This is a genomic window from Roseobacter weihaiensis, assembly GCF_020622345.1.
Lineage (GTDB): Bacteria > Pseudomonadota > Alphaproteobacteria > Rhodobacterales > Rhodobacteraceae > Roseobacter > Roseobacter weihaiensis.
Genome location: NZ_JACNMO010000004.1, coordinates 1 through 23,485 on the forward strand (window position 1 = coordinate 1; position 23,485 = coordinate 23,485).

The window sequence follows — 23,485 nt, forward strand, 5'->3', positions numbered from 1 at the left end:
CGTTCGTAAACGGGGCGGACGCAAGCGGGCAGTCGGGACGCGAACGCCTATGGCAATCCCACAGGGGCCGAACCAGCGATGGTCGCTCGACTTCATGTCGGACGCATTGGAGGACGGTCGCCGGTTCATGCAGCTTTTGGCGCGCTGCGCAGTGCCGCTCTTTAATCTGGGATTTTTTTAGAACCATGGATGACATCTTGGTAGACAGCGCGGTTTCGGCGTCTTTGATATAGCGCTGCAGATGATGGCTCATCCGCGCGCCGATCAGAGACTTGGTATCTTCGACGCTGGGCAGTGATGTCGGATCGCCCAGTTTGGCCTTGACGTCTTTTGCTTTCTGTCCTGACCATCTTGAGACCGGATAGACTTCGCCCTTGTAATCAAGCGCAACAAAACCCCGCCGCCCCTTGGCAAGGTAAAAGCCTTTCTCTTCCAATGCCTTCTGAAACGATATGCGGTTGTCTGAGGACGCCCAGCATTCCTGAAACATTGCCTTCAAGAGCTTGGGTTCTTGTTTTGCCCGCTTGGCTTGCTGCCATTCCGCGCGGCTGAAGGTCGTTTGATCAAGCAAAAACTTATCCTTGAATCCATCCGGCAATTGCCAGCCATGTTCAAGAAACAGATCTTTTGAGATAGCTTTCAGCTTCAGTTTGTAATGCGGAAGATTGATCGCCTTCATGTCCTCGACATCGATGCGCGACCACACAACATGCGCATGGCGGCGGCCTTCTTTCTCATGAAACACAATTGCGCGAGCTTGATCAGACAATCCCAGCTTCTCTTCGACCTTGTCGATGGCTGTTTCGAAATCTGCGATGGAAACAGCTTCGCCAATCGGCGGGCTAACACTGAGTGAGAATAAAATCTGCTGGTAGCGTGTTCCTTTTGAGATCGCCGCGACTTCCTGCAGCGCATTGCTCAGGGAGGTGTCCGAGACGAAGCCGCGCAGTTCGTAGACTTCCACATGTTCATTCTCTTCGGCGTTCAGCAAGTGCCCTGCCAATTGCATTGCGCCGCCGCGTTGAGAGCCTTTTAAGATCATGATGGCCCCTCAGATTGTCGAAACCCAAGTGCACGCATGAGATCGGCGCGCATGTTGCGCACCGACGTGCAGGCCTCGCTCAACTCCTGTTCAAGTTCCGGCGTCACGGGCAGCGCACCCATATGAGCAGCTTTTGCGATCTGGTTGAGATTACTCGACAGGCGCGAGGCCCCAAGTGCGCCGAGGACCTTTCCCAAAGCGGCATGATCCTTGACCGGTGCATTGCCTCTTGTGCGGCGCGGCGTCAGTTCCCCGTCAAACAGCTTTTGACGGATGTATGCTCCCAGCGGCATTTCAGCCGCCGCCCTGTCCAGCGCGGCTCGCTCTTCAAACGTAGAACGGATTGAGAATGGTGGCGGAGTTGTCTTCTGTTACGGAGCATCTTCTTGCGCCGCAACACGCAGATCGTGTCTCAAGCTAAGCGGTTTCTGAAAATCTGATTTTTTGATCTCCTTCATGGCTCCACCTCCGGACCTTCAGAAAGATCAGGTATATCAAGGTGTTTGAGTTGTTCCTGCCAATCTGAGAGCGTTTCAAATATGTCATCAGGCGTGTTCGAGGTATCGCCGTTTTGGCGCACCATTTTGCAGGCAGAGCCTGCCAAGCCACCTAACATATTGAACGGTAACAACGTTCTTGGTTTTCGATAGCCTGTTTTTCGATCATATTCAGCGGTTCTGAAAGTGCCAATCTGAGCCCGATTTTCCTTATCGTCAAACCCAACTCGTCCGACGGGGAGTTTTATCCTCCATCAATACCGAACCATGCACAATCTGACACCAGAATGGTTCCTCGAAGAGGGGTGCGTTCCAGGGGGTTCTTTTAAAGCCATTGATGACATTCTGGCAGAAGGCGCGATTTCAGCGTCTTTGACGTAGCGATGCAGATGATGGCTCATCCGCGCGCCGGTCAGAGACTTGGGATCTTCAACGCTGGAAAGTGAGGATGGGGTGCCTAGCTCGCCGCAGAGCTAGAGCACCGTCCATCGGATTGCTGGTTGAAATTCGGAAATTCTTAAAGCATCTGTGCGACACGACACCGATGTAAGCGAGCGTTTCAAGGTGGCATGTTCAATGGTTGGTAAGAGTTTCCGGCGAGATTGCAATTACTGCGGATCTCGACCCGGCAGAGCCTTCGAAGAAGATATCACCATGGCTTTTCAGCCGATTTTTGATGTCACCACAGGGCTTGTATTCGCTCAGGAGGCCTTGATACGCGGTAAAGATGGACGCAGCGCAGCGCAGATATTCGAGCACGTGAACGACGAAAACCGCTACCAGTTCGACCAACTTTGCCGGACAACCGCGATTGAGGTTGCCACCGCCGCCAAGCTTGATGGCAAGCTGTCCATAAATTTCATGCCGAATGCAGTTTACGAGCCGCGCAACTGCATCCAGCATACCTTGTGGACTGCTGATAAGTGCGATTTTGACATCAAGAACATCATTTTCGAGTTCACGGAAAACGAGTTGATACGCGATGCCGGTCACTTGAAAAACATTGTGGAGACCTATCAGAAATTCGGATTTCAGACAGCCATTGATGATTTTGGCGGGGGGTATTCAGGGCTCAACCTGCTGGTAGACGTGGTCCCCGATTTGATAAAACTGGATCGCCACCTCATCGTTGATATCGACCAAAGCCCGGTGCGGCAGAACGTTGTTAAAAGCATGCAATCGCTCTGTAAGGATCTTGGGGTTCAGTTGATTGTCGAAGGGGTCGAGACGGTCGGCGAGTTGAACCAACTGCGCGACCTTGGTGTCAATCTGATACAAGGGTACTATCTCGCAAAGCCCCAGTTTGAAAGCATTCAAACCGAACCAGACTGTGTACTGCGTTGAAATTCATGTAAAATACTTTGGAGCCGTGAAAAGTCCCCGCGTGCTCATCGTTAAAGACGTATTGACCTTTGGGCGACAAGCCATGCGGGGTCTCGCGGTAGGCTGATGCTGCACCTCATGGCCCCCTTGAAAACCAGACCAGCTAAGCACGCCCCGGTTACGCACCTGGGGATGTGCAGCATTAGAGGGTGCGGCTTGGATTTTATGCCGGGAGTGACATGAACCGTGGCAGTGATGCCTTCCGCAGATTTCGGACCGGCCGAAGATCATCCGCACCTCGGTCCTGACAGATGTCCGGTCACACGGAGTTGCAGACGCGCAGTGTCCCGGCACCGGCGCGGCCCTCCTTCCAAGCCGCCTCGCTCGAGATTAGATTTCGAGCACGATCCGCCCGTCGATGGTCCCCGCACGCATCTGGTCAAATACTGCGTTGATGTTTTCAAGCTTGTCCCATTTGTAGGTGGTCTCAACTTTTCCTTCGGCTGCGATGGACAGGGCCTCCGACAGATCGAGCCGGGTCCCGACGATAGAGCCGCGAATGGTCAGCCGCTTCAGGACAACGTCGAAGATCGGGAGCGGGAAGTCACCCGGGGGCAGCCCCACCAAAGACATCGTGCCGTGCCGACGCAACATGCCTGTGGCCTGCGCAAAAGCCGCGGTGTTGACGGCAGTCACCAATGCACCGTGAACACCTCCCAGATGCTTTGTAACTTCTGCGACCGGATCGACCTTGGTTGCGTTGATTGTCTCATCAGCACCCAGAGAGCGGGCTAAATCCAGCTTGCTGTCGGCCACATCGACAGCCACAACGTTCATCCCCATCGCCTTGGCATACTGCACCGCCATGTGGCCAAGGCCCCCGATCCCGGAAATGGCCACCCACTGGCCTGGCCTCACTTCGGTTTCCTTCAGCGCCTTGTAAACGGTGACCCCCGCGCAGAGCACGGGAGACGATGCCCCGAATTCAAGCGTGTCAGGGATATGGCCAACATAATTTGCATCGGCCCGCACGAATTCGGCATAAGCACCGTCAACGGAATAGCCGGTGTTCTGCTGGCTTTCACACAGGGTTTCCCATCCACCGGAGCAGTGCTCGCATCGACCACAGGCGGTATGCAGCCACGGTACACCAACCCGGTCGCCCTCTTTGAGATGGGTCACGCCCGCGCCGACCGCTGCCACCTCGCCGACGCCTTCATGCCCCGGAATAAAGGGAGCCGTCGGCTTTACCGGCCAATCCCCCTCGGCGGCATGTAGATCTGTGTGGCACACACCCGAGGCGTGGACTCGCACAAGAACCTGGCCGGGCCCGATTTCGGGGACGTTCACCTCCCGGATGTCCAGCGGATCACCCAGTTTCGTGACAACAGCGGCCTTCATTGTTTTTTGCATGTTCTATCGCTCCAAATTCGAATGACGGTTTTGATAGTGCTACACAGGATTGCGGTGGCTTTGGTTGATCAACATCAATTCGGAGTGGTAATCGACCTGTCTTGTGGTGTGAAAATACCTGATCGGTCACCTTCGGTCACCGGTGGTTCCGCACCGGGTCCTTCACGCAAGGTAACAATCCGGTATGGGGTTTGCAGGTCTTGAAGCGTTTCTTCCAAGCGCGCAACTCTGGAAGAAACGCGCAAAGGAATGCTCGGAGTGTGTGACGGGCGTTCGGAAGCGTGATCCTATGCCCCCGGGAGTTTGAGCGATCCAAAGAACTGCGCGCGCGGCGGGATCAGTACAAAGGATTGAGCTAAAAATGCAGCTATTCTTTGGTCACCCGTCAACTTGATATTCTGCGTTCTGAATTGAATGACACAGCAATTTAACCAATGAACCTTATTCATTTTAGCCAGTTATTTGAGAGCGGATGGTTCAAATGGTAAATGATGATGATCTGCCGGTGCATCGGTGTGCGGATCAGACGCGGCATCTTTCGAATGTCTCTGCGTTGCAGCGGTTTCAGATCCTCGACACCGCGCCGGAATCCGCTTTTGATCACATTGTCGAAATCGCGTCACGCATTTTTTCGGTCCCTATCGTTCTCGTCTCGCTGATTGATCTCAATCGGCAGTGGTTCAAGGCGCGCGTTGGCCTTGAAGCCTGCGAAACAAACCTGGATGTTTCCTTTTGTGCCTACGCCGTTAATCAGGATGACGTCATGGTCGTATATGACGCAACAAAAGACGAACGTTTTGCGGACAATGAACTGGTTACGGCGCCGGGGGGCATCCGGTTTTATGCGGGGGCCCCTTTGCGGACATCCGACGGGTTTGTTGTTGGCACGCTTTGCCTTGTAGACACGGTTGTCCACCACGAATTTGTTGCCGAAGACCGGGTGCTGCTCTCGAAAATGGCCTCTCTTGTTGTCGATGTCATGGAAGGTCGCGCGAGCCAGCGGACCAGCGCTGAGGCCAAGAAGAAACTGGAGGATTTCACCTCCGCGGCCCTCGATGTTTTCTGGGAGACCGACACCTCACACCGCTTTACGCACTTCGCTTCGCAAAAACTGACTGGCCTTCACCAAAGCCTTGACCAGGAAAACGATGAAGTTGATGCGGCCATGAAGCGCATGATCGGGCGGACACGCTGGGAAATGCTGGATGCAGATGTCCGTAGTGAGCCTTGGCGTTCTCATATTCAGACTTTGGACGCGCGGCTGCCGTTTCGTGACATGCGGTACTCCACCGAAGTGGGTGGCAAGACGCTTCATTTGTCCACAAGTGGCCGACCGGTCTTTGATGAGCAGGGTGCCTTTGTCGGGTATCGTGGCGCAACACATGATGTCACGCAACAGGAAGAGGCCCGGCTGGAAGCCCTGAAACTGGCGAACTCTGACCCGTTGACGGGGCTGGCCAACCGGCGTTGCTGGAACGCGGCGCTGGAAAGCCGCTTGGCCCCGGAGGTTGTTCCGCCAACCGGTGTTTTGCTGTTCGATGTCGACCGCTTCAAGGACATCAATGACGCGATGGGACATGCCGTCGGAGACAGTCTTCTGGTCGAAATTGCAAAACGCATCGTCAATTGCGCATCACAGGCATGGCTTGCGGCGCGACTTGGCGGAGACGAATTTGCGCTGCTTGTGGACGGGGGCTATCAGGATTCCATTCGCGCCGCCGATTGCATTGTCAAGGCAATGGAACACCCCTTCGAGATTGGCGGCCACAATCTGCATGTCGAGCTTTCAATTGGTATCAGGGTTCTGGGCGCTGAGAAACATGATGGCGAACGTACCATGGTGGATGCGGACCTTGCTCTGCGCCTGGCCAAGAAGCGCGGACGGCATCGCCATGTGACCTATGATCCATCCATGCGGGTCGAAAACGACCACCGCATTGTTCTAATGGGCGAGTTTGAACGCGCGCTGCAAAATGACGAGTTCAAACTCTACTATCAGCCGCAGCTCCGGCTCTCCAACGATGTTGTTGTGGGGATGGAAGGGTTGCTGCGGTGGGACCACCCTGAACGGGGTCTGCTGTCCCCCGAGCATTTCCTCAATGCGCTGGAAACCTCCGCCTTTGACATTTCGGTCGGGCGCCGTGTGATCGATTTGGCCTGTCGGCAAGCCAGCCTGTGGCGCGATCTTGGCACGCCGGTGCGGGTCGGGATCAATGTGTCCGCCAGCCAGCTTTATGGCGACAACCTGCCCAAAGTCCTGAAAGAGGCAATGCAGCGCCATCAAACAACAGCGTCTTTGATCGAGGTCGAGGTGACCGAACGGGTGGCGCTTGGCAATTCCGAAAAGATCCAGGCGGTGCTTGAAGCGATCAACGCCATGGGCGTGACGATCGCCTTTGATGATTTTGGCACCGGGTTTGCGTCGCTCTGCTCCTTGATGCAATTCCCGCTGGACCGGGTCAAGATTGACAGAAGGTTCGTCATGGATCTGGCCGTAAACCCGTCGAATGCGAGGCTGACAAGTGGTCTTGTCCGTCTGTGTCATAGTCTGGGGTTTGAGGTTATTGCCGAAGGCGTGGAGGCGCCTGAACACGAGACCTTCCTGCGCGAGCAGAACTGCGACGAAGTTCAGGGTTTCTTCTACAGCAGACCGCTTTGTGCGTCGGAAGCCACCGATTTCCTCGTGGAACGTGCAAGCCCTTCGGGGCGCAGCAAATTGACAGGCTAGCCTGCGGCCCGCGCCCCTTCCAAGTAGCAGGGTCTAGATGTTTACCAACCGCATGGCCGGTCACATGTATTGCATTGGTTTGCGTTTCTGGAATGTAGCGCGCAGACAAGCTGCGTGCCGGAGGGGGCGCTGAATTGCAGAACGCCGCTGATCCAATTCCTGAAAGAGCCAGGAGATGGAAGCCGTGGCAAAGGGGCTCTGCGGATAAAAGCGACTGTTTCTTGATCCGAGCGCGTTTGACCCTGGGCGCGGTGGCGAGCCGACGATCTGAATTCTTCCGCCAATGCAATCCAGTGAGCCATATCTGTAGGGTTTGATCGTTCCGGACCCGCATTTACTGCATTGAAACGTATGCAAGGAGATGCTTTTGGTCAGGGCTGCATATCTCAAAATGCGCAACTCTCTGACACATATCCGTCTCAATCCAGTGGTTCTATCCGAAGCAAGATCGGTTTCCGTCTCGGCGCCCGACCCTTGTAACGCGTTTGTGAGCAGCCTATCTTAAGTGTATACCATTGAATACAATCGAAAGGCCGAGCCATGTTCGACCTCTACTTGACGGCAGCTTTTGTGCCGTTCACAATCGCGCTTGCCTTGCTGTTTGGCCTGTTGGCGCTGGAAATCATTCTGTCGCTTCTGGGGGCAACTCTCTTGGGGGGGGGCGCAGATGCGGAGGTCGACATTGATTTCGATGCGCCGGATCTTGGTGATCTCGACATCGATTTCGGAACTGCTGATCCCGCAGATTTCGATTTCGCGGATCCTGATCTCGACCTTGAGGTGGCGGGTGGCACGGCTGTAGGGACCGGCGCGGGACCCGTTGCGTGGCTGGGCATTGGCAAGGTGCCGCTACTGATCTGGATCGCGGCTTTTCTGCTTGGCTTTGGGCTGACAGGCGTAATTCTGCAAAACCTCCTGATGACATTTGTGGGAACGCCCTTGGCAGCCGTTATCGCAGTGGTGCCCGCCGGTATCGCTGCCCTGTGGTTCGCGCGGCGTTTTGGTGCTTTTTTTGCGCGGATGCTGCCTAAGACAGAAAGCACTGCCCTCTCCAACCGCCATTTGGGCCGGCGCACGGGAACCGTCACGCAAGGGACCGCGAAACGTGATAGCCCGGCAGAGGTCCGCATCGTTGACCGTCATGGCAACATGCATCACCTGCGCGGGGAGCCCTTGAAAGACAGCGAGACGATCCCCGCTGGCACGCGCGTGATGGTGTTGCGTCACAGGCGCGATCAGGGCTATCGCCTGGTGCCTCTGGGACCCGAAGACGAGCGCCCCGGTATTTTCGAATAGTCAACGTAATAAGGAGACACATATGGACATCGCATCACTCGCCATCATTGTTGGCAGCGTCATTGGATTTTTGCTTTTCGTAGGTTTGGTACTTGGGCGTCTCTATCGGCGCGCCACGCGCGAAGTCAGCCTGGTAAAAACGGGGGCAGGGGGTAAGAAAGTCATCATGGATGGCGGCACGATCGTCGTCCCCTTGCTGCATGAAATCAGCCCGGTGAACATGAAGACCCTGCGCCTTGAGGTGCAGCGCTCGCATGAGGGCGCGCTTATCACCAAGGACCGGATGCGCGTTGACGTCGGTGTGGAGTTCTATGTCTCGGTCAATGCCACCGAAGAGGGGATCAGCAGAGCGGCGCAAACCCTTGGTGATCGTACCTTTTTCGTCGATCAGCTGCGGGAGTTGATCGAGGGCAAGCTGGTGGATGGTCTGCGGGCCGTGGCGGCTCAGATGACGATGGATGAACTGCACGAGAACCGTGCCGAATTCGTGCAAGAGGTTCAGAATGCGGTTTCCGAAGACCTGCTCAAGAACGGTCTGGAACTGGAATCCGTCTCGCTGACAGCCTTAGACCAGACGCCGTTTGAGGCACTTGATGAAAACAACGCCTTTAACGCGGTCGGGATGCGGAAACTGGCAGAAGTCATTGCCGCCTCAAAAAAGGACCGCGCGCAGATCGATGCCGATGCGGATGTGTCCGTGCGCCGGGCCGCGATGGAGGCAGAGCGTCTCAAGCTGAAGATTGAGCAGGACGAGCAGCAGGCCGCCATCGCTCAGCGTCAGGAGATCGCGACACTTGAGGCCGCTCAGGAGGCTGAAATCGCGCGCCGTCAGGAAGATGCCGAGCGCGAGAAGGAACAGGCCCGCATCCTGCGCGAGGAAGCCATTCGGTCGGCTGATATCGCCCGTGAACGTGCGATCCGCGAGGCCGAGATCAATCGCGACCGCGAGCTCGAAGTTGCAGATCAGGAGCGCCAGATCATCATTGCGGTGAAGTCCGAAGAGGAAAGTCGGGCAAGCGCGTCTGCGGACGCGGCACGTGCGGAGGCGACCAAGGCCTCCGAGAGCATCGAAACCGCCCGCTCTGTGGCGATGGCCGAACGGGCCAAACGCATCGCCCTGATCGAAGCGGAACGGGAAGCTGAACGGGAGGCGACACGTATCCGCCTGGCAGCGCAGGCCGAGAAAGATGCAGCCCATGACCGCGCCGAGGCACACCGCGAAGAAGCGCGTGCCGAGGCGGATGCATTGACCATCCGGGCAGATGCGAAAAAAATCGACCTGTTGGCGGAGGCCGAGGGGCGCCGCGCGATCGTCGAAGCCGAAAATGCCATTGCGGCCGATATCGTGAATATGAAAGTTGCATTGGCACGCCTGGAGAAACTGCCCGAAGTGGTGGCGCAAATGGTCAAGCCCGCGGAGAAGATCGACTCGATCAGAATTCACCATGTGGGGGGCATGAACGGCTTGCCGGGGGCGTCTGGCGGCGGCTCTGGTGACAAGGCTCCGGTGAACCAGGCACTTGACTCGATCATGGGTATGGCGGTGCAGTTGCCTGCGCTCAAAAAGCTCGGTCAGGAGCTTGGTGTGTCGATGGAAAACGGTGTGGCCGGTCTGACAGACAGCCTGCTCGAAACAGATGACGCCTCCATCGAGGCTATTGAAAGCGGCAAGACATCCGTTGAGGCTATAGAAGAAGACGGAGATGCGTCTCTCAAGGCCATTCAGGATGATGCGGCGGTCAACATCGAAGCAAGAAGACCGCCTGAGTAACCCCAAGCCACGGTAGAGCGGGGTCGGGGCATCTCTCCGGCCCGCCGCCTGTCCGTTTGAGGGTGAAATCCAGCCGGGTGCAATCGACCCAAAACCATGCACAGGCAACAATACCGACCCTTGAAGGCGCTGCTGCACGGCTGGTATCAGCCTCTGGTTCTACGGTTTGACCAAGCGCCCCATTTTCGGGATGAGCCGGTCAAAGATGCTGTACGGCTATCCTCTTGGGTCAGTTCTTCGCGACGGTCAAACGCGCGTGCGCAACAGCTTCGTCATGACATTGCGCAGCAATCTTGAGACACCGTTGTCGAAGTTGTTCCAGGGCAGGCTGCCGCAGAAGGTAATCGACCCTGTCGCAAAGACCGATCCGCCGCCGGGGTAGTCGATCAGCACCATATCTGCGTGCATTGCCTCTTTGGCGGTGCCGCCGGTCAGGTTGGTCAGATGAGTCAGTTGCTCTTCGGGCACCAGCATGAAGCCATTCTCCCGCGTGACGGACTGCGCGAGCAGCACGGCATTTTCCGGGGTGCCCAGCCGGTGGTCGATGTGGTCCAGTTCAAACCCCGCGGCACCGTTGCCGGAGAAGCCGTAATCCCCGATCAGCTCTTCATCGACACCCTCAAAGACCCAATCGTAGGCGGGATCCATACAGACCCGGCGGTAGGGATCGCCAAAAAACTCGCCCTGTGCGGTGAAACCGATCCCCACCAGATCCTGCGGCGCGCGTCCGTTGCGCCGCCACAGCCCGCCATAGGTGCCGTCAAAGGCGTTGTAATACTCCCCCGGTTCCGCCGCCCAGGCCCGGATACCATCCTCGGCGCGGCGGATCTCCAGCATGTCATCGCTTTCGGGGTGAAGAGCGATGCGCCAGTAAAAACCATTTCCCCCAAGATAAAGTAGATGACCGCCCCCGTCCCGGTAGTCGCGCAGCGTATCCAGCGTTTCGCTTGTGTGGTATTCGGGGTGGCTGCCGGTGGTCAGCGCGGTGTAGCCCGCAATGGCCGCCCGGCCTTGGTTGTGCAACTCGCGGTCGGTCACGATGTCATAGTCGATCCCCATCGCATGGAGCCAGGCAATCAGGTGCATGTCCGCCGGAAAATGGCGCAGCCCGGAACAGTCCGTATCGCCGAAGGTGAAATAGCCGGGCTTGAGGTTGAACAGCGGACGCTTGTGCGAGGCATGACAGATGCCCGACCCGTCCGCATGGTAATTATAGGTCGACAAGCCATATTGCGGATGTTCTGCAGGGTTGTGGGGGTAAGCGTTCCAGTCGCTGGTCCTCTCCTGCCACGATGGGTGATAGTCGGGCCGCGCGTGATTGCCGTAGATCGCATAGGTGAAGGTTGAGACCAGCACGCAAAGCTTCGCGCGGGGCTGACCCGGAGGCGCGCAGACAAAGAAGGGGATCGCGTCCTCAGCGCCGTCGCAGCTGATCCGCATCACATAGACGCCCGATGGCATATCATCCGGGAGTTTAAAGGAAAAACTGCTCTTCCACCCGAAATCGTAGATGTCGTCCTCATGAAAGTGGATGGCGGCGTAATGCGCGGGTCTATGGGTCCAGTTCATCTCGGACCCGTCCCAGGCCGATCCGGTCACAGCGCGGGCGGGATAATTTATCAGCTCAAGATCAGGCCCTTTGGTGGCAGGAACGATAAGGCTGGAGATATCGAGGGCAAAATCCCACTGACACAGCACCTCTGCGTCGGCGGTGATCTCGGGCGCTTCGATCTTGCCATTGAAGTGCTGCGTTGGCCCGTCGGCACCGAGGTGCGCCGCAACGACGGGGCGGCCCCTCAGGGACAGATCGGGGACCGTGACCGGTTTGGCGCTTTCACCAGCGTCCGCTGCGTGCCCGAGAGGGCGGTGGGTCAGAGAAATGGTGTTTTGGGTGACGCGGGCCTCGAGCTGGTACCAGCGCCGCAGCGCAAGGGGCGTGCCGATGTGGATCATGGCCTCGGCAGCCTGTAGGTAGAGGCAGCCCGTCGCGTCGATCCCAAGGTCATATTGCCCGATGCTCATCACGGTTTGTGCCTGCGGGCTGCGGAAGGTGGGATAGATGCGGGCGGACAGGATCACCTCGGAGGTCGCTGTGGCCTTCAAGGCCTCGCGCCCGATCCCGTAAGAGCCCGCCGCAAAGGGCTGCTGCACCGAGGCGACACGGATCGGCGCGAAATAGGTATCCGCGGCCTCTTCGACGATGCCGGGTCCTGCGGGGTTGGGATCGGCACTGATGGAGCGCATCAGCCGCGCCTCAAACGGCTTGGTCGAGACCGAAGACACCATGAAATCCAGCGTGTCGCCGGGCCGGGCCGAGAGCTGGTCCACATATCCGAGAAGCGGTAGGTCTTTGGGTCTTGTGGTCATTCTGGCTGCTCTCTGAATTGCGTGCCGATCCATTGCCCATTCGCTGTACGATGGCAATATGCAAGGCCCTCGCATATCTCTTGAACGTTGACTGCGCCGCCTCAGTCGCGATCATGTGCGAAGATAGAGGAAAACACCATGACCCGGATTGACCGAGACTACCTGACGAGCGCCCATTGGGGGACCTATCATGTCGACGTGAAAGACGGGCGCGTGACCGGGCTGCGGCCTTTTGGTCATGATCATGATCCCTCGCCCATCGGGCAGGGGATCGCGGGCGTTCTGGACGGGCCGACCCGGATCACAGCGCCCATGGTGCGCAAAAGCTGGCTCGAAGGCGGGCCGGGCACCGCGGGGCATCTGCGCGGCAGCGACAGCTTTGTGCAGGTGAGCTGGGCCGAGGCCGAGCGTCTGGTGGCCGCGGAGCTGACCCGGGTCATCCAAGAACATGGCAACCAGGCGATCTATGCGGGCTCCTATGGGTGGGCCAGTGCCGGGCGGTTTCACCATGCGCAAGGGCAGCTCAAGCGGTTTCTCAACTGCATTGGCGGCTACACCAGCTCAAAAAACACCTATAGTTTCGCGGCGGCCGAAGTTGTCGTGCCGCATGTGCTGGGCGATTTTCGCGGACCTCTGGACAGTTCGACCAGCTGGCAGTCGATTGCAAAGCACTGCGAGCTTTTCGTGGCCTTTGGCGGGGTGCCTCTGAAGAACGGTCAGATATCGCAGGGCGGTCTTGGGGCGCATGTCCAGAAGGCAGGTATTGCTGCCGCCGTTGAGGCGGGGGTCGAGTGGGTCAGCATTTCACCTTTGAAAACCGACATGGCCTCCACGGCCAAAGCGCGGTGGATCGCCCCGCGCCCCTCAACCGATGCGGCGCTGATGCTGGGGCTGGCGCATGTCCTGTTGGATCAAGGGCTGCAGGACACGGCGTTTCTGGACAGCTATACGGTCGGGTTTGACCGCTTTGCCGCCTATCTGCGGGGCGATCCCGATGGCATCCCCAAGACGGCGGAATGGGCGGGGCAGATCTGCGCGGTTCCGGCACAGGAGATCAGGGACCTCGCCCGGCGGATGGCGTCAAAGCGCACGATGATTTCGGTGAGCTGGTCTCTGACCCGGCAGGACCATGGCGAACAACCGTTCTGGGCGGCGATTGCGCTGGCCGCGATGCTGGGCCAGATCGGGTTGCCGGGGACCGGGCTGGGGTTCGGCTATTCGGCAATGAACAACGTCGGGCTTCAGCGCCGCCAGATCGACTATGCCGCGCTGCCGCAGGGCACCAACCCTGTGCCCGATTTCATCCCGGTCGCGCGGCTGACGGACATGCTGGAGACCCCCGGCGGCTCCTTCGACTACAACGGGCAGCGTCGGCAGTACCCGGACATCCGGCTGGTCTGGTGGGCCGGGGGCAATCCGTTTCACCACCATCAGGACCTGAACAGAATGCGCAAGGCATGGGCGCGCCCCGAGACCGTGATTGCGACCGATTGGTGCTGGAACGGGCTGGCGCGCCACGCCGACATTGTGCTGCCCTGCACGACCTCGCTGGAGCGGAGTGACATCGCGCTGACCCCGAAAGACCCGTTTCAAGTAGTCATGGACCAGGCGATTGACCCTGTGGGCGAGGCCCGGAGCGACCATGACATCCTGCGCGGTATCGCCGCTGAAATGGGGGTGGAGGCCGCCTTTACCGAAGGGCGCAGCCCGCAGGAGTGGCAGCGCTGGCTTTACGACATTTCGCGTCAGTCCGCCGCGCGCGAGGGGGTGGTGCTGCCCGACTGGGACAGCTTCCAGCGGGACGGCGTGTTCCGCGTGCCAGAGCCCGAACGCGATACCATCATGCTGGAGGACTTCCGCGCCGACCCGGTCGCCCATCCTCTCAAGACCCCCAGCGGCCGGATCGAGATATTCTCGGAGACGATTGCAGGCTTTGACTATGCGGACTGTCCGGGCCATCCGGTCTGGCTGGAGCCGCTGGAATGGCTGGGGGCGGTGCAGGACTATCCCCTGCATATGATCTCAAACCAGCCTAGCCACAAGCTGCATTCGCAACTGGACCACGGAGCTGTCAGCCAGGGGGCACGGATTGACGGGCGTGAACCCTGCCTGATGAATGGGGCGGATGCCGCCGCACGGGGGCTGAAGGCGGGCCAGACTGTGCGGGTTTTCAATGATCGTGGGGCCTGTTTTGCCGGGCTCCGGATCAGTGACGATATCATGCCCGGCGTGATCCAGATGGCGACCGGCGCGTGGTACGACCCGGATGGCAAAGCCTGCCGGAACGGAAACCCGAATGTGCTGACCCCGGACAAGGGCACCTCGCGGCTGGCGCAGGGACCGATTGCGCACACCTGTCTTGTAGAGGTAGAAGCCGCGCCCGAGAATGCGGCGCGGACGCAGATCTATGCGCCTCCGCGCATTGTGACCCGCACAGCGGACAGGGCGTAGTGCCTCTCCATTGGCGGCAGGAAGGGCGTTTGTGGTGATCTGGTACCCTTACGCCAGCGCGCCGTGCCGATGACGGGTAGCAGCGGTCTTTCCACCCTTCGGCAAGGGGCGGGCGCGCCGCTCGTGCTGGTGCATGGCTATTTGGGCGGTGCTGCACAATGGCAGGCCCAAATTAGGCGCTCAGCACCGGGTTCGATGTGCTTGCCCCTGAACTCGCTGGCTATGGCGGCCGCGCGGCAGAGCTGGGACAGGACAGCATCGAAGGATTTGCCGGGCAAGTCCTCGCCTCTCTGACCGAACAGGGGGTGGAGAGGTTTCACCTGCTGGGGCACTCGATGGGCGGCATGATCGTGCAGCAGATGGCGGCCTTGGCGCCGGCGCGCATCGACCGGTTGATTTGCTATGGCACCGGCCCCAGAGGGGTGATGCCGGACCGTTTTGAAACCATCGACCAATCGCGCAGCCGCATCCGGGTCGAAGGGGTGCCGGCAGCAGCCCGGCGCATTGCCGCCACGTGGTTTGTCGCGGGCGAGGCGGCCGCAGGCTATCCTTTATGTGCACAGCTTGGGCAAGCTGTGCGCGAAGAGACCGCGCTGGCCGGGCTCACCGCGATGGAGGCATGGGATGGGCGCGCGACCCTGTCGGAAATCACCCAAAAGACGCTGGTTCTCTGGGGGGACCGCGACCGATCCTACCGCTGGCCGCAGCCTCAGGCGCTTTGGCAGGGGATCAGAAACAGCAGCCTGTGTGTGTTGCCCGGTTGTGCCCATGCGATGCATCTGGAGCAGCCGGAGATGTTCAACCAAATCATCGCCCGCTTTTTGACGGAACCGGAGTGATCCGCTCAGGACGCTTCGGTCAGCGGTTTCGTCTCTGATGCGAACCAGCCTTTGCCCGGCACGGCGGCCAGCAGCTCCGTGGTGTAGCTGTGCTGCGGATTGGCGAAAAGCTCGGCCGTCGGGCCGATCTCGACCACCTCGCCGCGCTGCATCACGGCAATCCTGTCGCAGACCTGTGCGGCCACGCGCAGATCGTGGGTGATAAAGATCATCGACAGGTTCATCCGGTCGCGTATTTCGTCCAGCAACGTGAGGATTTGTGCCTGAATGGAGACATCGAGCGCGGATACCGGTTCATCGGCCACCAGAATCTGCGGCTCCAGTGCCAGAGCCCGTGCGATCCCGATGCGTTGCCGCTGGCCGCCCGAGAACTCATGCGGGAAGCGATCATACGCGCGGTCATCGAGCCCGACGATCTTGAGCAGCTCCAGCGCCTTGTCGCGGGCCTCGGCACTGCTGGCGCCATACATCTCGGGCCCCTGGGCAATGATACGTCCCACCTTGGCCCGCGGGTTGAGCGAGGCGAAAGGGTCCTGAAACACCATCTGGATTTTGGCCCGGTGCGGGCGCATGGCGGCCCGGCCCAGCGGGCGCAGGTCGGTGTCGCCCAGCAGGATTTCCCCGGCCTCCGCATCAGTCAACCGCACAATGCACCGTGCCACGGTGGATTTGCCGGAGCCGGATTCGCCGACAATGCCCAGGGTCTCGCCTCGGGTCAGGTCCAGTGTCACCTGTTTCGCGGCATGCACCACCCGCGCCTTGCCGCCAAGCAGACCGCCGCCGCTGCGATAGGTCTTTGTCAGCGCATTGACCCGCAGCACGCGCTCTTCGGCGCGGGGCCGGGGGGGGCGCGGGATCAGGCTGGGCACCGCCGCCATCAGGGCCTGCGTATAAGGATGGGTCGGTCTGCGCAGAACTTCGTCGGTTGTCCCGGTCTCCACCACCAGACCGTTCTGCATCACGGCCACGCGGTCGGCGATGTCCGCGACCACGCCAAAGTCATGGGTGATAAAAACCACGCCGGTGCCATGGGATTCCTGCATCTGTTTTATCAGCCGCAGGACCTGTGCCTGCGTGGTCACGTCAAGGGCGGTTGTCGGCTCGTCCGCGATCAGGATCTTGGGGTCCAGGGCGAGCGCCATCGCAATCATCGCCCGCTGCCGTTGCCCGCCTGACAATTGATGCGGATAGGCCCCCAGCGCCTGTTCAGGGTCCGGCAATTGCACGTCCTGCAAGAGCTTGAGCGCCCGGCTGCGGCGTTCCTGAGCTGGCATTTTTTCATGGAACCGAAACACCTCGTCAATCTGGTTGCCGATGGTCATCACCGGGTTCAGCGCGGTCATCGGTTCCTGAAAGATCATCGAGATTTCCGAGCCGCGGATATCGCGCAGACGGGCCTCGCTTGCGGCAGCCAGATCTTCGCCCTGAAAGGTCACCGACCCCTTGGCGATATGCACATGCGGTTTTGGCAGCAAGCCCATGATGGCCCGGGCCGTCAGTGATTTGCCGGAGCCGGATTCGCCCACGACGCAGAGGATTTCATTGTCGTTGAGATGCAGGTTCGCCGCTTCGACCGCATATTTGCGTTGCCCCCCGGCGGGCAGGCCCACATGCAGGTCCTTGATGTCCAAAAGGCGTGTCATGATCTGTCCCTCAGGCGGGGGTTGAGCGCGTCGTTCAGGCCCTCACCCACCAGATTTATGGCGAGCACCGTCAGCAGGATGGCGATCCCCGGGAAGGTGCAGACCCACCATGCGGACCGCAGCAAGGTGCGCCCGGCACCGATCTGAAAACCCCAGCTCATAATGTTGGGATCGCCAAGACCCAGAAAGGCCAGCCCGCTTTCGATCAGGATGGCCGTGGCCACCATCAAGGAGCCGATCACGATGATCGGCGACAGGCAATTGGGCAGGATTTCCCCCAGCATGATCCGAACGTCCCCCATGCCCAGCGTATGACAGGCCTGTACGAATTCGCGGTTACGCAGGCTCAGGAACTCGCCCCGGACGAGGCGCGCCACGGCGGGCCAGGAGACGACGGCGATGGCGATCACGATGCTCTCGATCGAGGGTTTCATGATGGCCACCAGCAGGATGGCAAAGAGAAAAGAGGGGATGGTCTGAAACATCTCGGTCGTGCGCATCAGCAGATTGTCGATGACACCCCCGTAGTAACCGGCCAGCGCGCCCATGATGACGCCGACAAAGACAGCGACCAGCGTGGCGAGCAGCCCGATCAGCAACGAGGTCTTGGCCCCGTGGGCGATGCCTGCGGCCACATCGCGCCCCAGCGAGTCGCTGCCCAGAAGGAAACCATTCGCGCCGGGCGGCGACATGGACTGCCCTGCCAGGCTGAAGGGATCGGCAGGAAAAAACAGCGGTGCCGAAATGGCCATCAGGAAGATCGCAATGAGAATGAACATCCCCATGACAGCCGAGCGATTGCGGGAAAAGAGTCTCCAGAATTGCATATCTCAGGCCATCTCGATACGGGGGTCGAGCGTGGAATAGATGATGTCCACGATCAGGTTGACAGCCACGACCAGGATCGCGGACAAGAGAAAAATGCCCAACAGCAGGTTGAGATCCCGCGCAAAGAGCGCCTCGAAAGCGAGCATCCCAAGACCGGGCCAGGCAAAGACCGATTCCACGATCACCGACCCGCCAATGAGCGCGCCGACCTGCACCCCGGCCATGGTCACGACCGGCAGCAGCGCATTGCGCAACACGTGCACAAAGACGATGCGCCGCTCCGTCACACCTTTGGCGCGGGCGGTGGTCACATAGTCCTGTCCGGCCTGTTCCAGCATCGAGGCGCGCATCAAGCGCGTGTAGAGCGCAAGATAGAAGAGCGACAGTGTAATGGTTGGCAAAACCAGGTGGTGGGCGATATCAAGCACCCTGTCCCAGCCTTCGTAGAACATTGCAAAATTCTCCATGCCGGAGGTGGGAAACCAGCCAAGATTAAGCGAAAACACCACGATCAGCATCAGCCCGACCCAAAAGAGCGGGGTTGCATAGGTGATGAGCGCAAAGATCGAGATTACGGTGTCACGCCAGGTGTTCAGCCCGGATGCCGCCACAAGCCCCAGCACGATCCCGAACCCAACCGCCAGCAGGATGGTTGAGGTCATCAGCAAAAGGGTCGGGAAAAAGCGGTCAAAGATCAGTTCGCTGACCGGCATATCATGGCGGAAGGAATAGCCCAGATCGAGCATCACCACGTTTTTGAGGTACACGCCCAGTTGCACCACCAAGGGCTTGTCGAGGCCGAATTTTTCCCGCAGTTCCGCCATGTATTCGGGGGTGGCGGCCCCGGCCTCACCGGCAAGCACGTCGACTGCGTCACCTTCGGCCAGCTGCAGCAAAAAGAAATTCAGAACCACGATGGCAAAGACAATCGGAATGGCCTGAAAGAGACGCTTCAGCACATATCTTGTGCGGCGCTGTGAACTCTCCATGGATTGACCCTTTTAGTACCGGTACCGGCCAGAGACTGACCGGCACTTTTTTTATCTGCGTATTCGGTTGGCAGGGCTACTCGGTGATCGAGGCCTCCGAGAACGACCCGTAAGCCCCCAGTGCGGATGTCGCGTGGTTCACCAGCTTGTCGTTGTAGACGGTCAGGAACTCCATCTCAAAGAGGTTCGCCACGGGCATGTCGTTTGCGAGGATCGTCTGAATCTCGCCGTAGATTTCGCCGCGTTTGATGGGATCGGGTTCTTGCGCGCCAGCCGCCAGCAGCGCGTCAAGCTCCGGGTTGGAATACCGCGACGCGTTCACGAAATGCGTGCCCTGACGGATTTGGTCCGTGCCGTAGTGGCGGTGAACCCCCAGTACCGGATCGGGCAGCTGGTAAAAGAAGTTCACGTTCATTTCAAAGTCATACTCCGCATAAATGCGGTTCAGCCAGGTGGGAACGTCCTCGTAGCGCAGTTCAACCTCGATGCCGAGAGGCTTCATCGCCTGCTTCATGTATTCGCCCGCCCGGCGCCAGTCTTCGCCGTAGGGGATCAGGTCAAGGGTGACATTGGCACGCACACCATTGGCGTCAGGCAGGATGCCGGCGTCATCCAGCTGCTTGATGGCGGCTTCGAGATCGCCGTTGGCCGGATAATTCGGCAGCCCCGCCTTATAGAGACCAACCTTGTCAAAGCTTGACGACAGCGCGGAGGTGGCGGGTTTGCCATAACCAAACCAGATATTGTCGATCAGGAACTGCCGGTCCATGACCAGTGACACGGCCCGGCGCATGGCCGGATTGTCAAACGGCGGCTTGGTGGTGTTGAACTCGATCAGCGCCATCGGGTTAATCATCGAATAGCCGTCGGTGGTGACTGAAAAGCCGTCCTGCTCGCGCAGGCGTACCGCGTCGATGTTCGGGATCGCCCCGTAGGCACCATACATCACCTCGCCATTTTCCAGGGCGGCCGTGCGGGTCGATGCGTCCGGGATAAACCGACCAACGACACGTTCAAGCAGTGGTTCGCCCGGCTTCCAGTAGTTTTCATTTCGATCAAGGCGGACGTATTGGCCCTTTCTCCATTCCACAAAGGTGAAAGGTCCCGTGCCGACCGGATTGGTCGCCAGGTCAGAGGCGCGCAGATCCGTGCCTTCCAGCAGGTGCTTGGGCACCATCGGGCTTTCATAAGAGGACAGCGCGCGCAACATGTAAGGGGCTGGATTCGCCAGATTGAAAACAGCCGTATAGTCATCGGGCGTATCAATCGAGGTAACTTCGCGGAAAGAGTTCGGGCCGCGCGGGTGTACCTGTTTGAGCACCTCCATCACTGTGAATTGTACGTCCGCCGACGTAAACGGCGCGCCATCATGCCACTGGACCCCTTCGCGCAGCGTGAAGGTGATGGTCTTGCCATCATCGCTGACCTCATAGCTCTCCGCCAGCGACGGTACGATCTGCAGATCGTTATCGTATTCGAACAACCCATCGTAGATCTTTGGCGCAACCAGCCCGATCGGTCCCGACGTCGACAGGAAGGACGCCAGCGAAGGGGGTTCCGGCTGAACCAGATAAACCAGGTTTCCGCCCGCGTTCTGAGCCAGTGCTGAAAGGGGTGAGAGAGCAAGCCCGACGGCGCAGGTTGCCCCCATGAGCAGGGTCTTGAAATTCATTCGTCATTCTCCTTGTTGCCGTTCATCCCCGAAACCGGGGCGCCGATGTGGCGTTGCCGCCATCTGGTTTTTATAATTGCCAAACCCCATTGGTCTTTTTCAGGGGGCCAGGGTCAATTGAAAGCTTAACGTTTGACCATTATTGGATCACAGACCCGAAGATTGCTACTTTTTTAGTCAATTTTCTCAAGTCTGTACATGAAAATTCTGGCTTGAGAGAGGCGGATGACCCGGGTTGCACATTACATCGCAAGGGGTTTGCGTCGCGAAAAATCAGGCAAGCAAGGGCCTGGGGCATTTCCGGGCCTCCAGGGCGGAGACCGCTGCTCCGGCAAGTCTTATGCCGGTCGCCCCTGTGCTACACCTTGGATTGGGGGGCAAAGGGGCCATTTTTGCATGCGGCGCAATGAGTTGAGAGAATGTTCAGGCCTTTGCTGATGGTCTGCCCGCTGCGGTGCGGTTTAGGCCGGGCAACGAGGGTTGCACTCCATTCGAGGGAACCAGTGAGGCCGCCCAAACGCACCGACCTCGCGCAAAGCGGGAGCGCGTTTTCCAAAGCCAGGCCCAAACGGCGCGGGACGAATGGGCCAGCATCTGCCAAGGGAAAAGGCGAAGCCCGTATTGCGCAGCCGGTTCACCGTTCGAATATCAAGTTGCGGTTCTTCTCATCTGAGGGTCAACTGGTGTCATCATGGCAACGGCAACCGTCACAATCGAACACGGCAAGAGCGATCCGGTTTTGCGGCTGGGCGGTCATTTTGTGACGGAGGCGCTTGCCGCAATTGAAGATCGCTTCGCTCTTTTTGCGACGGATGCCAAAAAAGTTCAGGTTGATTTGACCGAGGTGCAGACACTCGATACGGGTGGGGCCTGGATGATTGCCAACCTTAAGGCCCGGTTGCAGGCCGAAGGTGTGGTGCTGGAACTCGTCGGCTGTTCCGCTGAACGCCTCGCCCTCATCAACACGGTGGCCGACGCGCTCCCGACGGAGGTGGGCATCGATGCGCCGCCGGGCGGGTTTCTCGCGTGGATAGAAGAGCTTGGCGGCAAGACGGTCGCGCTTTTCAAAGCGGTTTTGTCGTTCCTGAATTTTACCGGCCTGGTCTTGCACCGTCTCTCGCGTACAGCGGTCAAGCCGTGGCGTCTGCGGGGCATCTCACTGGTCAGCCAGATGCAGGAGGTGGGGCTGAATGCGGTGCCGATTATCGCCTTGATGGGCTTTCTGATCGGCATCGTATTGGCTTTTCAGGGGGCCGCACAGCTGCGGCAGTTCGGGGCCGAGGTTTTTGTCGTCGATCTGATCGCTGTCTCGGTCCTGCGAGAGCTGGGGATTTTGCTGACTGCCATAATCGTGGCCGGGCGATCCGGGTCGGCGTTCACAGCGTCCATTGGATCCATGAAAGTGCGCGAAGAGATTGACGCGATGCGCACGCTTGGCCTTGATCCGGTTGAGGTGCTGGTGCTGCCACGGGTCCTGGCGCTGATTGTCATGTTGCCGATCCTCGGTCTGATCGCTAACATCTGCGCTCTGGTGGGCGGCGCATTGATGAGCTGGATAGAGCTGGGGATCAGCCCCGGCATGTTCATGACACGGTTTGTCGACAACACCGACGTCTGGCATCTGGGCGTGGGGATGATCAAAGCCCCGTTTTTTGCCTTCGTCATCAGCATTGTGGGGTGCTGGCAGGCGCTGCAGGTGGGCGGGTCTTCGGAAAGTGTCGGGCAGCGCACAACGCAATCCGTTGTTCAGTCCATTTTTCTGGTGATCGTCTTGGACGCCTGCTTTTCGGTTTTCTTTGCGGAGGTCGGCTTGTGAAAGACACCCCCGATCAGTCACATCCCGCCGATACGGCGCAAACCCGCGAGGCGGTCATCCAGGTGCGGGGTCTGCGCACCGCGTTCGGCCCGCAAGTGGTGCATGAGAACCTCGACCTCGATGTCTGGAGGGGAGAGGTTTTGGGCATTGTGGGAGGGTCGGGCACCGGCAAGTCGGTGCTGCTGCGCAGCATCGTCGGTCTGATCCGTCCCGCCGCAGGGAACATTCGCGTTCTTGGAACAGACGTTGTGAATGGCCCGGAGGCGGACCGGCGAAGGGTTGAAAAGCAATGGGGCGTGGCCTTTCAGGACGGTGCACTCTTTTCCTCGCTGACGGTCTTGCAGAATGTCATGGCCCCGATGAGAGAACATCTCAGGCTGTCTCACGGCTTGATGAAAGGCCTGGGAGAGTTGAAGATCAGCCTTGTCGGGTTGCCGCCGCTAAGCTGTGGCAAGTTTCCGTCCGAGCTGTCGGGGGGCATGCGTAAGCGGGCAGCGCTCGCGCGCGCGCTCGCCCTTGATCCGCAGATTGTGTTTCTGGATGAACCCACCGCGGGGCTCGATCCGATTGGCGCGGCAGCCTACGACGATCTTATCGGCGAATTGCAAAACTCGCTTGGCTTGACGGTGTTTATGGTGACCCATGACCTCGACAGCCTTTACGCGATCTGCAACCGTGTTGCCGTGCTTGCGGAAAAGCGCGTATTGGTGGAAGGGCCGGTGGAAAACATGGTCGAGGTCGATCATCCTTGGGTGCAGGAATACTTTACCGGCCCGCGCGCCCGCGCCGCTAAAGCGACCGATTGAGAGG

Annotated in this window: 15 protein-coding genes and 2 pseudogenes; 9 read left to right on the top strand and 8 right to left on the bottom strand. The window is 59.1% G+C overall.

The features are described 5' to 3' along the window. Positions 1 to 136 (top strand): annotated as a pseudogene (locus H7847_RS05790) (IS3 family transposase); the annotation flags it as partial. Positions 137 to 661: 525 nt separating this feature from the next. On the opposite strand, the pseudogene H7847_RS27110 reads toward H7847_RS05790, so the two are convergent. Both H7847_RS27110 and H7847_RS05800 read right to left on the bottom strand, forming a co-directional pair. After that, a pseudogene (locus H7847_RS27110) lies at positions 662 to 1,042 on the bottom strand (relaxase/mobilization nuclease domain-containing protein); the annotation flags it as partial. Then, positions 1,039 to 1,335 carry a hypothetical protein gene (locus H7847_RS05800; protein WP_227268445.1) on the bottom strand — a complete coding sequence of 99 codons (297 nt, stop codon included), beginning with the start codon at positions 1,333 to 1,335 and terminating at the stop codon, positions 1,039 to 1,041. The pseudogene H7847_RS27110 and the gene H7847_RS05800, both read right to left, overlap by 4 nt. 858 nt (positions 1,336 to 2,193) lie before the next feature. Here H7847_RS05800 and H7847_RS05805 point away from each other — a divergent pair. Beyond that, positions 2,194 to 2,883 (top strand): EAL domain-containing protein, encoded by a 690-nt coding sequence (locus H7847_RS05805; RefSeq protein WP_227268446.1) that lies wholly within the window; start codon positions 2,194 to 2,196, stop codon positions 2,881 to 2,883. A gap of 369 nt (positions 2,884 to 3,252) precedes the next feature. Here H7847_RS05805 and adhP read toward each other — a convergent pair whose 3' ends face one another. After that, positions 3,253 to 4,275 (bottom strand): alcohol dehydrogenase AdhP, encoded by a 1,023-nt coding sequence (gene adhP / locus H7847_RS05810; RefSeq protein ID WP_227268447.1) that lies wholly within the window; start codon positions 4,273 to 4,275, stop codon positions 3,253 to 3,255. A gap of 481 nt (positions 4,276 to 4,756) precedes the next feature. On the opposite strand from adhP, the gene H7847_RS05815 reads away from it, so the two are divergent. The 3 genes from H7847_RS05815 (at position 4,757) to H7847_RS05825 (ending at position 10,070) form a co-directional block, all read left to right on the top strand. Then, the gene (locus tag H7847_RS05815) at positions 4,757 to 7,003 is read left to right on the top strand and encodes a sensor domain-containing phosphodiesterase (protein ID WP_227268448.1); all 2,247 of its coding nucleotides are present in this window, start codon (positions 4,757 to 4,759) and stop codon (positions 7,001 to 7,003) included. A 540-nt stretch (positions 7,004 to 7,543) separates the two neighbouring features. Next, positions 7,544 to 8,299 carry an OB-fold-containig protein gene (locus H7847_RS05820; RefSeq protein ID WP_227268449.1) on the top strand — a complete coding sequence of 252 codons (756 nt, stop codon included), beginning with the start codon at positions 7,544 to 7,546 and terminating at the stop codon, positions 8,297 to 8,299. Positions 8,300 to 8,321: 22 nt separating this feature from the next. Then, entirely contained in the window at positions 8,322 to 10,070 is a 1,749-nt protein-coding gene (locus H7847_RS05825) for a flotillin family protein (protein WP_227268450.1), read from the top strand. A 246-nt stretch (positions 10,071 to 10,316) separates the two neighbouring features. On the opposite strand, the gene H7847_RS05830 is transcribed toward H7847_RS05825, so the two are convergent. Next, the gene (locus H7847_RS05830; protein ID WP_227268451.1) at positions 10,317 to 12,437 is read right to left on the bottom strand and encodes a N,N-dimethylformamidase beta subunit family domain-containing protein; all 2,121 of its coding nucleotides are present in this window, start codon (positions 12,435 to 12,437) and stop codon (positions 10,317 to 10,319) included. A 138-nt stretch (positions 12,438 to 12,575) separates the two neighbouring features. Here H7847_RS05830 and H7847_RS05835 point away from each other — a divergent pair, with 138 nt between their 5' ends. Further along, positions 12,576 to 14,888 carry a molybdopterin guanine dinucleotide-containing S/N-oxide reductase gene (locus tag H7847_RS05835; RefSeq protein ID WP_227268452.1) on the top strand — a complete coding sequence of 771 codons (2,313 nt, stop codon included), beginning with the start codon at positions 12,576 to 12,578 and terminating at the stop codon, positions 14,886 to 14,888. Between the two features lie 197 nt (positions 14,889 to 15,085). Next, positions 15,086 to 15,727, top strand: coding sequence for an alpha/beta fold hydrolase (locus H7847_RS05840; RefSeq protein WP_319799752.1), 642 nt, complete (start codon positions 15,086 to 15,088; stop codon positions 15,725 to 15,727). Positions 15,728 to 15,732: 5 nt separating this feature from the next. On the opposite strand, the gene H7847_RS05845 is transcribed toward H7847_RS05840, so the two are convergent. The 4 genes from H7847_RS05845 to H7847_RS05860 form a co-directional block, all read right to left on the bottom strand. Continuing rightward, a complete protein-coding gene (locus H7847_RS05845) occupies positions 15,733 to 17,370 on the bottom strand; it encodes an ABC transporter ATP-binding protein (protein WP_227268453.1) in 1,638 nt (545 codons plus the stop codon). Then, the gene (locus H7847_RS05850) at positions 17,367 to 18,197 is read right to left on the bottom strand and encodes an ABC transporter permease (protein ID WP_227268454.1); all 831 of its coding nucleotides are present in this window, start codon (positions 18,195 to 18,197) and stop codon (positions 17,367 to 17,369) included. Before H7847_RS05850 ends, H7847_RS05845 begins: the two co-directional genes overlap by 4 nt. A gap of 3 nt (positions 18,198 to 18,200) precedes the next feature. Further along, positions 18,201 to 19,187, bottom strand: coding sequence for an ABC transporter permease (locus H7847_RS05855; protein ID WP_227268455.1), 987 nt, complete (start codon positions 19,185 to 19,187; stop codon positions 18,201 to 18,203). A 76-nt stretch (positions 19,188 to 19,263) separates the two neighbouring features. Beyond that, on the bottom strand, positions 19,264 to 20,859 hold the full coding sequence (locus tag H7847_RS05860) for an ABC transporter substrate-binding protein (protein WP_227268456.1): 1,596 nt from the start codon (positions 20,857 to 20,859) through the stop codon (positions 19,264 to 19,266). Between the two features lie 691 nt (positions 20,860 to 21,550). Between H7847_RS05860 and H7847_RS05865 the strand changes: the two genes are divergently transcribed. Next, positions 21,551 to 22,675: an MlaE family ABC transporter permease gene (locus H7847_RS05865; protein WP_227268457.1), complete on the top strand. Its 1,125-nt coding sequence runs from the start codon at positions 21,551 to 21,553 to the stop codon at positions 22,673 to 22,675. Then, on the top strand, positions 22,672 to 23,481 hold the full coding sequence (locus H7847_RS05870; RefSeq protein ID WP_227268458.1) for an ABC transporter ATP-binding protein: 810 nt from the start codon (positions 22,672 to 22,674) through the stop codon (positions 23,479 to 23,481). The genes H7847_RS05865 and H7847_RS05870 overlap by 4 nt, the downstream gene beginning before the upstream one ends. Positions 23,482 to 23,485: the final 4 nt, after the last annotated feature.